We start from the raw sequence: 13,623 nt of genomic DNA, 5'->3' as shown, positions 1-13,623 counted from the left end.
CCGGTATTGCTGTTTTCTTAATCTGCGATTCCTTTTTAAACGATATTTACCGTCTGGAACTGTAAGTATTCTCCGTCCCCACAGGTATTTCAGAAACTGAAATAAAAAAGAAGTCAGGCTTTCCCCCTGTACCCCTAACACCGCAAATATAACAACTGGTATCATTACAATTATCCCGGCATAGATTTTTCCTTTCACGCTGAGGTTTGTTGCCATAAGCAACTGAAATAAAAGAAGAGCCAGAACCCCTGCTTCAAATGCATTTCTTAATCTGACTCTTCCTGAAAAAATAGTACCTTCTTGTGCAAAATTAGGCGGAATTGTATATACGTCTACCTTTTCTCTCTGTACGATTTTGACCACCTCCTGTTAGTCATATTGATTTCTTTTCTTGCGGAACAAAAGTCCAATGCCGAGAACCGCTGCTAACAGAATACAGCCGCACAAAACATACTTTTCTCTTGTGCTGCCTTCCTCCAAAAGAATCTCAATCTTATTCTCCCTATCCGCTGCATTTCTTATCCCAGCCTTTTCAACCATTTTTGTTTCCCTTTTTTCTGCTTCTGCCACCGTTCCTGTCTTTTCTTTTGTGACGTTGATTTTCAAGAGAAGTAATTGATTCTGTTCCATTTCCAATACATCCTTTGCATATTCCGTTTTATAGATATACTGTTCATCTACTGCCTCGACCGCTTTTACTTTATAAACTCCGTTATTTACCGCAACATTTTGTTCATACAGATTATCCGGCGACAATTCATATTGCCTGCTCTCTCCGTTTTCTTTCTGTATCGTAATGTAGACAGTTCCCGTAAATTTAGGAAAATACTCCGTCCGTAAAGCAAGTGTGGCTGTTGCTTGTTCCGTATCCGTAAAATTTTCTGCATACGTTTCCCGTTCTTTCCATTGATCTGTTTTCGCTCTTACATTGCCCATGTCGTCAAATAATACATACTTCCCTTCTACGTTTACGGTATCATATGCCCATGATCCAACAATTTGTTCTCCTTGTTCATCAAAGCCCCTACCTTCTTCCCACCGAATAATCTCTGGTAATTCCTGCTGCTCATTCCCTTTTGCAAATATCTCTGCACGAAACATACAAACTAACAAACTGCATGTGGCAATCAAACAACACATTTTCCTTTTTGAATACATCTGCCACTCCTCCTACTAATCTTTTCCAATAATCCAAAATGCCCCGGCACTTAAATCACGACCGTATGATTTTATCGTATCAACGCTGTATGCCTTTGTACTTCTCTCCCTGCTCGCACAATCTGCAATGGTAATATACCCGTCTCTTGTAACGCCTGTAAGTACGATAAAATGTCCGCTGCCACTTCCCGTTATGGTGTATGCTTCACAGATTTCCACAACCATTTTCCCTTCTTTTAAGGATTGCACAACATAATCCATACGATCTTTTCCTACACGTTCACAAGTCAATCCCCAGTTACTTGCAGCATTTCCGATAAAAGAATGTGCCGTACCTGCTCCCGGTACATACTCTCCGTTATTCATGGAGAATGCACAGGTTGTCTGTGGATTTACAATCTTTCCGGTAAGCGTAGATATGACGATGGACATTGAAGTTGGTCCGCATCCAGCTGCCCCTATGGTGCTTGTGCCATACGGCATACTCCCCCAAGGTTCTTCCGTCTGATTAAAATAGACTACTTTTTTGACTCCTTTTCCAACCGTATCGTAGGTGAAAATATCGCCTGATGCGTCAATATTGCTGACGTAGGTATCCTCCCCGCCGCCAGTTACAAAATCTTTCCATGAAAAGAGGGAAAAGAAAGCATCTTTCAAGGCAGCCACTCCTTCATCCATCACTTTCAATACCTTTAAGACCAATTCAAAAGTACTCTGGCTTGTAACGTATTTATATTCATATCCGCTTCCGGATACGGGTTGTGAACTAAGAAGAAGTGCAAGGGTATATTCGACTGTTTGCTTCATCACAGGAACAGTTTCCTTTACCACGTTTTCCCCATCTGCCTTCAGCTTTTCATAGGTGGTTTGATCAATCTCCTGCTTCCCTGATTCTAAAATCTGATAATATACGGACTCCATAATCTCACGTTCTTTTTCATCTGTGACAGACCATGAAAAAAAGCTGTCAACATGTTCTGTGACAGCAGTTTTTAACTGTTGATATGGTTCACTCAAATCTTCATCCGTCTCTGTTCCCTCGTTGTTTCCATTCTTTCGTTCCTCAATTGTCAGATATCCCAAAACCTTTTTCACATAATTTTGAGTCTCTTTATACGGCGGAATTTGATATCCATATTTTATAACTGCCCCCGGACCTGCGTTATAAGCAGCAATCGCAAGTTCTAAACCATTGGAATAGCCTTTGAACTGTTCCAAATTTCCAGCAATATATTTTGCACCGCCCATAATATTTTGACGGGCATCATAAGGATCTACCCCTAGAGAAGCGGCAGTTCCCGGCATAAGCTGCATCACTCCGATTGCTCCTGCACTGGAAACGGCACTCTGATTAAAATTTGACTCCGTTTTTCCCATTGCTTTTAATAAAGCCACCGGAACACCATAGGACTGTGCAGCCTCTTGGAAGTAAGCATCATATGGACTTGACAGATTTGTTGTCATATCTCCCCACTCACTGGAATATCCTAAAAACTCATTTCTCGTGTTGGAATCCCAGATATCCAGTAAAAATATAGAAAGATAATAGCTTGCATTTCTTTTAAACTTTGTTTCATATTCATCTATCACAGACAATTCGTAATCATTATAATTTTCCTGCTTATCTGCAGCAATCTCTTCCAACCTTACATCTCTATTCTGCTCAATGATTGCCATAATCTCATGCTCATACTCTTCCTTGTCCAAAATCTGCTCTACCCGGACTTTCAGATTGGCAAGTTCTTCCGACTGGGCTTCATTTGCAAAGGCATCTGCATCAGCGAATCCAAGATAAGTCAAAATAATACCAATGAGATTTGCAATAATAAACATCCATAAGAAGATTGCCATCAAAATACCACCGACTACCTTCCAAAATGTTTTACTCGTTACAATCACGCCTACAACTGTCCCCAGCGGTCCTGCAAGGGCGGTTCCTGTTGTTGCACCAGCTGCTGCTGCGCCTCCCTGTGCCGAAGCAGTTGCGGCGTAAGCTGCCTGTGATGTATGAGCCGCCTTTTGTGCCGCACCTGCTCCCTGTCTGGCCTGATTTACTGTTTTCTGAATTTGCCCCGCTGTTTGTGCTGCCTGACTTACAGTACCAGCTGCACCATCTAAAGGAGAGGCATTTGATTTGTCATCTCTCATACATTCACCCCTTCCTTATGTCAGAAAATCATCTTCATTCCGTCTGTGATTTTTCTGGTTTCGCTGATTAAGTTCTTCCCTTGATTTTGGAACTTCCCAGCTTTTCCTTGTTTCAGCACCGTTTCTCCTGTCCTGGCTTCTAACCTCTTCCGTATTTAAACCATTTAAACTATGGTCTGTATCCATGGTGGAAGAAGTATTTTGATGTATCGGTACATCAAAATCGTGATATCCTTCTGACTGATAGCCTCTGTTCTCTCTATCCAAGCCATCATTTGTATGCAGAGATCTACCCTCTGCTGTATAGTCTTGTCCACCTGCATCAAAAGAATCGGACAGCATTACACCGCCATCTCCGCCTATTTCGCTGATAATTCCACCAGACTGTCCGGATACCTGTTTACCAGATAATTGATTTCCTCCAGAAAGCGGCGATTCTCCACCGGATGTATCCATTCCACTTCCAATTCCGATATCTTCGCCACCAGTACTACCAATTGCATTTCCGTCTAATTCCATTTCAGGCTCTATGGAATCTCCCGTTTCTGCTTCATCTTCCTCTACCGGATAATCTCCGAAATCACTCACCATACTTCCCTCTCCTGTGAGCACAGTATCCATATCTGTACTATCTGCACTTTCCACAAGACCATCTGTACCTTCCACGAGACCATCTGCAGAATTCTCTGACAACTCACCGGAATCAAAGTCTGTGCCATCGGAGAAACCATTCATATCTGTCATTCCCTCTTCATCAGCAAACGTATCTTCAGGCATCATACCCATTTCTTGCAATACACCGCCCTGTTCCTTATCCATAGAATCAAAGTCGTTTCCATCTGCTTCCATATCTACTGCTTCATCAACTGTTGCACTATCAAAATCATTTTCGCCCTCCATGTGCATCGCATCACCGTCGTTTCCAAATCCCATTGGAATCGGACCTGGTGCAGCATCCGTCATTCCGGCTCCATCTGTAGATACCTGGCTATTTCCTGCATGATCACTTGCTCCTGCTGAGTCACCGACGCCCCTTCCGACATGTGACAGCACTCTTCCGGCTGCCATCATCAGACCAAGCGCCCCGATTCCAGTTGTTGGTCGTCCTAAATTAACGCCCAGTGAGGATAAATATGAGTCTAATTTAAACGTGACTTTACAAAAGCCTACCAGACATAACGTTGCGACAAAGAATTTGGTAAATCCGTAACTGCTTGCATTAAGATTCCCATACCCTGATAAAAACATTTTCAAACACCATGAATTCAGAATAATTAACACAATCTGCCCGCCAAACATCTTCGCCCATGATGCCAAAATGTTATTTGTTGCTTTTGAACCGCCCGTACCAAATGCTAAAGGTGCAGTATAGGAAAATACACCAAGCAATACATATCTCTCTGCAATTACAAAGAGCATTTTAAAATAATTCCATGCAACTACAAACTGCATGATTAACATAAGCACCGCTATGTTTAAACTGTCAATTCCCAGTCCGCCAGTCAGTCCTTCCAATGCTGATACATATTCGGAAAAACTGCTTACCTCAATATCTGTTCCTGCAATCCATTGATACGGCGTACCTGCCACCGTCAGAATATAGTCCACCAATGGCTTTGCCGCCACAATAAAAAAAAGACTGATTCCAGTCCGGCATACCAATTCTATTGGATCTTCACTAGCAACTCCTGCTTTTCCAAACATACTTTTAAATAACTGCCAGACACAAATCAAAAGAAGCAGGGCTATTCCCATCGGCAACATCACATTCGTATACAGGTCTCCTACCACAGAAAATAATTCCTCAAATAAACTAAGGTCACAGGACAGTAGCTCTGTAAACATATCCGTCACAAGCGTCATCATGTCGATTACAAACTGTGACAGCATTTCTCTGATTCCCTCGACCAATAATTCTAATAACCAACCCATATATGTCTCTTACCCTTTCAGGCAACCTCCTTTCTGCCGGGAGAGCGCCGGCTTTGTCTGTTTACATTAACCGCCGAACATACTCTTTGGAATGATACTCTCGAAATATGTTACAATCGCTCCCATTGTCATGAGTGCTGCCCAGCAAATGATGATTCTCTTTAACCAGGATCTTGATTCATCTACTGTCCGACCTGATTTAGAAAAGTTCATTAAGAATAAGCATACTGCCGCACACACAACCGCTGCTACTGTTGCTATACCCGCTACATCTTTGTAAACTGTCTGCATCGCATTTTTTGCTGTATCAAAAATACCGGCGGCAAAAACAGGTGATGCCGAAACCGCAATCAGTGCAACAGCTAAAAAAGCAATAAATGCAAAACGAGGAACCAGTTGCATGTACTGATTCCCCGTTTTTAGACTATCCATATTCTGTTTTTTGATATTTTCTGCCAATAACTTCCCTCCCTTCTGTATGAAAATCAACTTACTTTTTGCATAAAAAAAGACAGCCCTTTTGTGACTGTCTGTTTGCTGTAATGTTTTGCGGCTCTCCATGCAAGTTCCGTTCATGCACAAAACTTTACTTTATCATTGTATATTTGTGGAAGTCATCTGTCAATATCAATAGGTTCGCAATATAGTCGCATAATCATAGCAATTTTATCTCTTATAGAATAAAGTCACCATTTGTAGTAAATTTCATCCTAAGAAAAGTATTTTGACTCTTATTGTATTTTACCAAGTTACTTTAACAGCTTTACAGTACTAATAGATACCGTTATAATTATATAAGATATTAGAATTAACTGAAGAGGTGATATCATGACATACAAAAAGAATAATAACCAAAAATATAATAAATTTTCGTCAAATTCAAACAAATCTTTTCAACAATTCATCTCTCAACCAATTGGCTTTGAAAATAGTAATGTGTTGGAACCTGTAATGAATACCGATGGATTATTTAAACTAGCTAATTTTGTGGAATCTAACAAAACAGAAGTGGGGTTTCCCGAAGTGACCGTAATTCCAGATTTATTGCGGAGTGTCGGAAAGTTTGTAAATGAAAGGAAACGCATGAAATATGCTCATCAAGAATTTGAAAAAAAGCTAAAGTTTATATCAGACGGTGTAGATAAGCAATATCATGTGGCTATGAGTCGTATTGAAAGCGATACAGAAATAAAACTCGCACAAATCAAAGGTAATCTTCAACAAAGTATTATGAACATCAATCGTTATTATGACACAGAAATTCAAAGAATTGCTTCTGCTTACAAATTGAAAATAAAAGAAATGGATCTGTACTATAAAAACTTAGAAGCACAAAGGAAAGAACAGAACAAACGATTTGATAAAATGATGAAATTAGCTATGATAGACAGAAAAAAGGCTTCAAAAGCAATTTCCGAAGCCGAACAAGTATGTCAATTTTACCAAACCAAAATGTATGCTGGAACAATTAGTAAAAAGGAGATGAAATTCTATATGGATTTACTCAGATTAAGAATAAATGGTGTAACTACCATCGTAAATATTATTCCTATGTTAGCATCAAAAATACACTAAAGAGGGTTATTATGAATACATTAAAAAATACGCTATTTGACAATATTGGAATGGTTATTGTGGCAGTAATTATCATTTTCTTAATTATAATTCTTTTTAGCTCTAACAAAAAGAAAAAACATTCCATTCCGAAAAATCATAGGAATAATACTAGCTATACGATTCAAGATTGTAAAAGTACTGATGATTTACAATTTAAAATTGACACTTATCAAAAAAAATTAGAAATTGAATTAGAAAAAAACAAAGAATTAATTCAAAATGCCAAACGCAAAGGATATATAAAAGCTAGTACAGCATGGACAGAACGATTTCAAGAACTTACCAATGTGTCTTATACCTTAAACAAAAACTTAGAATACGAAAATCAAAGGCGTCTTGCGAACGATAAATTTCACAGATATACTAGTTTACATTTTCGTTCTTTTATTATGAGTAATATCGCATATTCCGACTATATTGATTCCAAAAAAGTTAGAGATGAAATAAGTAACTTATTGGTTGCAATAGGTAAAGGGGAAGTTCGTGTTTCTCCTCACGACAAAAAAGAATTATACAACATTAAAGACGTGTGTGTAAAAACAACTAAATGTTTATATGAACGCATGGTTTCAATCCAAACAAAAACTGGTATTCTTAGGGACAAGATTCGTGATGAGTGTGGAAAACGCGGCATAGAATGGTATAAGAAAAATATCAACAACAAAAATAAATAGGTCTAGACAGTTCTTAGCTAGTCTCCGAAAAGCACCTAAGACTACCGGGAGAGGGGGAAAATCCTTCGCCCCTTTCCCTTTCCTTCTATGCTGCTATCGGCATTGCATTATCCTCTACCATCCCAAAATCAATACAGTAACGAATACGGTCTGTTTCAAATTTAATGTATGCATCCGTTACCTCAATCACACGCCTTACCCTTGCGGTTTCTTTCCATGTTCCATTACTGAAATATCTTACAGTCATTCCTCTGATTATCGGCAATACAACTTTGCCATAAATCTGTACAAATTTTTTAGGTTTCATTCGTTTTCCTCCTTTCCCGTTCTTCTTTTTTCCCGCTATCCTCCTTTCTGATACTTTCTCCTTTCAGACACAAAAAAGGCACTGATTATCCTAAAACAATCAATGCCTTTCTTCCGAATTTACACGCAGTAAACTGCCTAAATTTTAGTTCCAACTTATGCTGAAACAAAAACTCTTCTTTCAGAAATCATTTTCTGAAAAACACTTGTATCAAGCTTATCATACAACAATATATAGTTTGTGTCAATATCAAAACACAACATATAGTATTTTTATTTCCTATTCTTCCGGTTTTGATTGAGGATATGGGAATTTTAAAATACACATCAACATGGTATAAACAAATTCTTGATATAGATCTTCATCAAATTTTCCATTCACAACCGACTTACTAATCAATAATGGACGGTACATTTCTATTATATCCATCATCGCTCTTTTATCATATGCTTTCGCATACTTCAACATTTCTTTAAACTCCATGACGTTTACCTCCCATTAATTTCCGTAGCTTTTTGATAGCATTATAGTATGTATTTTCAGCTTTTTTCTCTGGAAATCCAAGAATCCAATCAATTTCTCGAAATGTTTTTTCGTAAAATATACGGAGCAAAATTACTTTTTTCTGTTCTTCAGATAACGTAATTAATGCTTGTAAAAGCTGATAATCTTCTATCTGCTCTAAAAGCAGCCTGCTCTCTACTATCTCACTAAATACTTTCCCTGACAGTTTTTCTATTTTTCCAAATAGTTCTTCTGTATCCTGCTTCAGAACACTCAGGTACTCTTCATAATTTACTTCAAGACTTTCAATCCTGTATTTTTTCCTCAGGTATTGTCCTCTCCTGTTTAAAATTGACTGTTTCACATACGCACTAAACTGCATTTTTAATTCATCATTATATTTATCCATCTCTGCCTCCTGAAAGTTTTTACTCATTTCGCTGAACCTTTCAGGCGGTGACCTTGCCCAGTATTTTTTCTGCATCCGCATATATTCATGCAGAAAAATACATTTTTCGACAAAAAAATAGACTGTCAGGATCATGTCCCAACAGTCTGTTATTTCGCTTATATTACCTTGATTGCAGTATTTCTTTTTTATAACTCTACCGTTTATCTCTAGAAATATCTGCCAAAATATTTGTTATACTTCTATATGAGATTATACCTTTCTTTTGTATCTTTCAATATTAAAATGGTTATTTAGTATAATCTTAACACCAATCTCTTATGTCAATTCTTACTTTTTACTAGCATTTTCTTAATTCACAGTTAATATATTCTCCTGAGAGTCCTTTTTCTCCAAAAATTCCTGTATATCCCCATCGAAAGAAGTAAATGTGTCTACTGCCACTTCCTCAATTTTCTCAAAGTCACAATCAATCATTTCTGAAGTTCTTTCTTCCTCTTCAACACATCTCTGTTCAATCATCTCCATTAATGCTTCTTCTGATACAGCCTGCATATACTGATTTCCGCATTTTGGACAGATACGTGCTTTCTTCAGTATTTGTGCCTTGCACTTTGGACAAGTCTTATATTTTCGACGTTCCATATCCTCTCTTGCCACAAACAAAATAATTCCTATGACACCGAGAAAGACAATCATACTTCCTGCTACCCTATTCATAAGCTGTACACCTACCCCCATGAGCTGCACTGCACACAATCCATATATTTTGTTCATTTTCATGATTCTTCTGCCTCCTCTAAAATAATTTTTTTATAACGATCCCCTGGACAGCACTTCTACCTATACATCCCCAAATACGTGAGTCCAAAGAATCCATCATATTATCCCCGATTAGAAAATACTGATTTGCAGTTACTATAAATTCCATACTCGTCCGTTTCATATCAACGGATTCCGCAGCTTTTTTCCCATTCACGTATACACCACTTTCATCTATACTGACTACATCACCTTCTATAGCCAGTATTCTTTTTACTACCATGAGGTCAAGTTCTTCTATGTATGCGATAATAATATCATCTTTTTTGGGTACTCCCCATTTCTTTAATAAGAGTACATCTCCATTCTGAAAAGTCGGTTCCATTGACTTCCCGTTTACATACGCTACTTCAAAAAAACATTGAAACAAAAGCATGATCAATACCGCAATGATGATTGCCAGCGTCATTCTGCCTGCATTTCTTTTTGTTCTCGTATACCTCTCTCCTTTCCTACTCCATATCCTCAAACATTGCATAATTCTGACGCATCAAATCAGCTTCCTCCCGATCCAGCACACTATCCTTTACATCTTCTACCTGAATCAGTCTGTCCGCCTTATTCTGTTCTCCTATTTTATGAATCGCTGACTCTGTTTCTGATAACTGTTTCCTTTCCGGCTGTTCTACGACCGGTATCCTTCCATCTTGCAGCTCCCAATAGGCAAGTACCGCCTTTACAATGTATCTTGCCTTTTTTCTGCCGCATTGGTTCAAATAGGCACTTACCCGTCTATGATTTTCATCATCTTCATCAAATCTCAAATTAAAACGGTGTTCATCCTGTTTTGCCATAAGGATACCCCCTTTTACTGCATTTCTTTATCAAACAGATATTTTTTTCGGTACCCATGTACATTGACTTTTGAATCATTTACCACGTAATATTCTCCGTCATATCGTTTCCACACGGTTTCAATTATCTTTGATAAAAGAATTGAACCTCCACCTACAAAAATCGTCATTGCCGAACGCAAATCTATTCCGCACTCCCGAAACATTCCCAGTATTTCTTCCACATGTTCGGTAACGATTTCTACTACCCGTTTTCGAATCGCCTCGCCGTACATACAGCTTTCTTCTTTCAGAACAGAATCAATATCATTTTCTTTTAAGTCCAAGTCAAACTTTTCACGAATCCCTTTATTTACCCTCTGATACATGGAGATAACGCCTTTTCCTGTTGAATCTGTGTAATTCCACAAAATCATACCCTTCTCCAATAACATGTAATCTAAGGTATATCCGCCAATATCAATCATCAATACTTTTGGATATGTAGACAGTTTCAGTTCTTTCGCCAGATACAGATATGCAGCGTATGTCTGCATATGAACATATACATTAGAGAAAGTCAATCGGTATGACCTTCCCATATATGCACAATGAACCAACCGCCCCTCTCGATAAAAGTAGTCTCTGAACTTTTTGTACTGACTCCGATAATATAGCGGCGGAAGTCCTACTACCAGGTCCATACTAATCAGTTCCCCCGGAATAAATAGTCTGGACTGTCTCAGCTTTTCCAATTCTTTTGCAATTGCAAACAGTGTCAGTAGGTAATAACGGTCATCCAGCGTCTTATCCGGCAAATACACATTTCTTTCATGGCTTAACCGATAATATTTATCTTGAAACATTAACGCCTCTTCATTTTCCCCCGGCATGCTCTCCAATGCCGTAATCCCAGAATGAAACTCAAAATTTTCTGTTTTAATTGCTTTATTTCCTGTGTCAATCGGTATCATTAACATATTTTGTCTCTCCTTTCCGGTACAAATCTTTCAAAAATTATTGTGTAATTTATGCGCATTGATTACTTGTACCTAATATAAATTTTTCGCACTTTTCATGTCAACAGAATATCTATTCCACTTCAAAATTATTTTTGAAGTACTCAATAATCTGTCTGCTCTCGTCTTCATATCCCCACAAAATACTGCTGACAGCTTGAAAAGCCTGCTCTCGCCATCGGAAATACGTTGCCCGGTGTATTCGTGTGATTTTTGGAAAATGCGGCTCTAACAGGTCTAATATCTCATCTATGTTCTCTGCTTTTCGTGCTGACATATAACTGTAATATAAAACCCAGTAATAACGTTCTCCTTGCGGATGAAAATTTCTCATCAACTCTACCGCTTCATCTATCAGTTTCAGAAACTTATTAGATCGGTTGATTACTTCTATCCTCTGCTTCATATCATCTAAATCCTGATTGATATCCATACCAGCCTGATAGATACTATCCAAAAATTCATCAAGATCCGTTCCATACTCTTCCCGTATCCGGTGCTTTACTTGATTGACTTTAATCTGCATTCTCCAGTTTACGGCTCGATATATTTTAAATAGCCGGATTACATCATGGTAAACGTTATTTTCCTCCCCAGTAAAATCCCTATTTATTACTCCTGTTTTTCCCATATATCTGCCCCCAATTTCTTTGCAGTATCTTTACTTGTTTTCTGTTCTTCTCTTTCCTCATAATCTGCCAGTTTTCTATCACTTCTTTTTCCTACCACAAGGCAGCAATACAATAAAAAAAATAAAATGCCACCTATAACGCTTAACAACAACATATAATTCCTCCAAACTGTTTTCCATTCTCCTGTGTACATCCGTCTGAACGCTTCAGTGACTACTGTATTTAATTGTCAATGTACCAAACTTCAATAAATAAAAAGGCGGTACATGTGATGTTTCTGTAAATAAATATAAATTTAAGTGTAAAAAACCATAAAAAAAGAATTTCAATTATCAACTGATAATCAAAATCCTTTAACTTGTCTTATAATACATAAATATTATTCTATTCTTTTTTCCCCATTTTCCAATATCGGTGCATAAAAGGCTGTCACTTTCAAGCCTTCCTCCTGATAATCAATTTGCACATAATAATCTCGAATCATATATGCTGTATATTGTCCCTGTAGGGAATACAGTTCCATGGTTTTAAAATCTATAAGAAATAAATCTCTTACCTTAGGGCTTTTGTCTTCCGGCACATACGTTTCTGTTACCCTTTCCAGCTTCTCCAGACAAGCTTGGCAGAATAATTTTCTCGCTACCTTTCCATCTAAAATACTATCTTCTCCATAGTTCACTTTTACATTAGAAATCCCACGATTACTCATAGGGCTGCTGTAAAAGAAATTGCCACCCTCTCCCGTTCCTGTAATTGTATTTACAGAACCGCTGGAATTAATCAGTTGTCCTGCATCATCCCTGTTCCGTGTACGGAGATTTTCCACATGCCAATGGTTAACACTGACAATTCCCAATTCATCAGAATTCCGATACATTCCCATAAGGCTGCGCTTATTATTTCCGCACAGATAACAGTCCACCGAATCTTTTACTTTTGAATGAGCAAATTCGATTTTTTTATATTCATAAGAAACCTCTTTCTGATTTTTTCTCTCTTCAATAAGATTATCTTTCTGACTGAAAAATTGAACCCCGTTCCACAAAAGAGATGCAAAAGATAAGAGCACCATTCCCCAAATTAGCTTTACATGTACCACATAATACCGTTTCATTTTCCTCTACCCTCCTAACACTCTCTATTTATGATTCTATCAGTCATTATTTATGTTTTATCATAAAACAAATTCAAAAAGAGGGTATGAAACGATGTGGAATCCAACCGCCAACTTGCAGTGCTACTCCAGAAAATTTCATTGATGGCGAAATAATCCATGCACAGTTATTCCTTCTACATACGTTTTATAAAAGGATCTCCAACAAGAGATTATTTTTCAATCTTTAACCAATGCCATGAATATCCTGCTCTCAATATTCTTGCCCTCTCACATGGCTCGTTTTTCCTACTTTTTCAAAGGTTTTTCTATTTCATTTGTAAAATATAAATTTTTAAAATTTTTTTTACCACATTCTTCATTTTGCAACCTATTCATTGCAATTATATCCTCTTTCTCCCATAGAATCAAGATAGCAATGCAACGTATTCATTGCAAATTTTTCTGTAATATGTATATAAGTAAGGGAGAAAATAAAATGGATCAAAAATTAAAACAGGACATATCAATCGGC

The 13,623-nt window shown here is 37.7% G+C and carries 16 protein-coding genes; 2 read left to right on the top strand and 14 right to left on the bottom strand.

Features of this window, described 5'->3' with window-relative positions:
* Nucleotides 1-369 precede the first annotated feature (369 nt).
* The 4 genes from WKT17_RS07820 to WKT17_RS07805 form a co-directional block, all read right to left on the bottom strand.
* On the bottom strand, nucleotides 370-1,158 hold the full coding sequence (locus WKT17_RS07820; protein ID WP_118621650.1) for a hypothetical protein: 789 nt from the start codon (nucleotides 1,156-1,158) through the stop codon (nucleotides 370-372).
* A gap of 15 nt (nucleotides 1,159-1,173) precedes the next feature.
* Nucleotides 1,174-3,306 carry a transglycosylase SLT domain-containing protein gene (locus tag WKT17_RS07815; protein ID WP_118621651.1) on the bottom strand — a complete coding sequence of 711 codons (2,133 nt, stop codon included), beginning with the start codon at nucleotides 3,304-3,306 and terminating at the stop codon, nucleotides 1,174-1,176.
* Between the two features lie 15 nt (nucleotides 3,307-3,321).
* On the bottom strand, nucleotides 3,322-5,238 hold the full coding sequence (locus WKT17_RS07810) for a hypothetical protein (protein ID WP_118621652.1): 1,917 nt from the start codon (nucleotides 5,236-5,238) through the stop codon (nucleotides 3,322-3,324).
* Nucleotides 5,239-5,304: 66 nt separating this feature from the next.
* Entirely contained in the window at nucleotides 5,305-5,697 is a 393-nt protein-coding gene (locus WKT17_RS07805) for a hypothetical protein (protein ID WP_243099414.1), read from the bottom strand.
* Nucleotides 5,698-6,066: 369 nt separating this feature from the next.
* Between WKT17_RS07805 and WKT17_RS07800 the strand changes: the two genes are divergently transcribed.
* Together WKT17_RS07800 and WKT17_RS07795 are read left to right on the top strand one after the other, a co-directional pair.
* Complete coding sequence (locus WKT17_RS07800) at nucleotides 6,067-6,813, top strand: hypothetical protein (protein WP_118621653.1); 747 nt, start codon at nucleotides 6,067-6,069, stop codon at nucleotides 6,811-6,813.
* An 11-nt stretch (nucleotides 6,814-6,824) separates the two neighbouring features.
* Nucleotides 6,825-7,529: a hypothetical protein gene (locus tag WKT17_RS07795; protein ID WP_117500890.1), complete on the top strand. Its 705-nt coding sequence runs from the start codon at nucleotides 6,825-6,827 to the stop codon at nucleotides 7,527-7,529.
* An 85-nt stretch (nucleotides 7,530-7,614) separates the two neighbouring features.
* Here WKT17_RS07795 and WKT17_RS07790 read toward each other — a convergent pair whose 3' ends face one another.
* The 10 genes from WKT17_RS07790 to WKT17_RS07745 form a co-directional block, all read right to left on the bottom strand.
* Nucleotides 7,615-7,836, bottom strand: coding sequence for a hypothetical protein (locus WKT17_RS07790; protein ID WP_025580086.1), 222 nt, complete (start codon nucleotides 7,834-7,836; stop codon nucleotides 7,615-7,617).
* Nucleotides 7,837-8,115: 279 nt separating this feature from the next.
* A complete protein-coding gene (locus WKT17_RS07785; RefSeq protein WP_117500889.1) occupies nucleotides 8,116-8,319 on the bottom strand; it encodes a helix-turn-helix domain-containing protein in 204 nt (67 codons plus the stop codon).
* Nucleotides 8,309-8,749: a sigma-70 family RNA polymerase sigma factor gene (locus WKT17_RS07780; RefSeq protein WP_158547684.1), complete on the bottom strand. Its 441-nt coding sequence runs from the start codon at nucleotides 8,747-8,749 to the stop codon at nucleotides 8,309-8,311. The genes WKT17_RS07785 and WKT17_RS07780 overlap by 11 nt, the downstream gene beginning before the upstream one ends.
* A gap of 351 nt (nucleotides 8,750-9,100) precedes the next feature.
* On the bottom strand, nucleotides 9,101-9,532 hold the full coding sequence (locus WKT17_RS07775) for a zinc ribbon domain-containing protein (protein WP_118621654.1): 432 nt from the start codon (nucleotides 9,530-9,532) through the stop codon (nucleotides 9,101-9,103).
* A 16-nt stretch (nucleotides 9,533-9,548) separates the two neighbouring features.
* The gene (lepB, locus tag WKT17_RS07770) at nucleotides 9,549-9,980 is read right to left on the bottom strand and encodes a signal peptidase I (RefSeq protein ID WP_207733097.1); all 432 of its coding nucleotides are present in this window, start codon (nucleotides 9,978-9,980) and stop codon (nucleotides 9,549-9,551) included.
* A 43-nt stretch (nucleotides 9,981-10,023) separates the two neighbouring features.
* A complete protein-coding gene (locus WKT17_RS07765; protein WP_118621655.1) occupies nucleotides 10,024-10,365 on the bottom strand; it encodes a hypothetical protein in 342 nt (113 codons plus the stop codon).
* Between the two features lie 14 nt (nucleotides 10,366-10,379).
* Nucleotides 10,380-11,324 carry a ParM/StbA family protein gene (locus tag WKT17_RS07760; protein WP_118621656.1) on the bottom strand — a complete coding sequence of 315 codons (945 nt, stop codon included), beginning with the start codon at nucleotides 11,322-11,324 and terminating at the stop codon, nucleotides 10,380-10,382.
* Between the two features lie 112 nt (nucleotides 11,325-11,436).
* Nucleotides 11,437-11,994 carry a hypothetical protein gene (locus WKT17_RS07755; protein WP_117500884.1) on the bottom strand — a complete coding sequence of 186 codons (558 nt, stop codon included), beginning with the start codon at nucleotides 11,992-11,994 and terminating at the stop codon, nucleotides 11,437-11,439.
* Nucleotides 11,976-12,149: a hypothetical protein gene (locus WKT17_RS07750; protein ID WP_195518638.1), complete on the bottom strand. Its 174-nt coding sequence runs from the start codon at nucleotides 12,147-12,149 to the stop codon at nucleotides 11,976-11,978. The genes WKT17_RS07755 and WKT17_RS07750 overlap by 19 nt, the downstream gene beginning before the upstream one ends.
* 225 nt (nucleotides 12,150-12,374) lie before the next feature.
* On the bottom strand, nucleotides 12,375-13,109 hold the full coding sequence (locus WKT17_RS07745) for a hypothetical protein (protein ID WP_118621657.1): 735 nt from the start codon (nucleotides 13,107-13,109) through the stop codon (nucleotides 12,375-12,377).
* Between the last annotated feature and the right edge of the window lie 514 nt (nucleotides 13,110-13,623).

This window comes from Blautia sp. HCN-20427, assembly GCF_037890365.1.
Classification (GTDB): Bacteria; Bacillota; Clostridia; order Lachnospirales; family Lachnospiraceae; genus Blautia.
The sequence above is the reverse complement of the archived record's forward strand: the minus strand, read 5'-3'. Positions and strand labels throughout refer to the sequence as shown.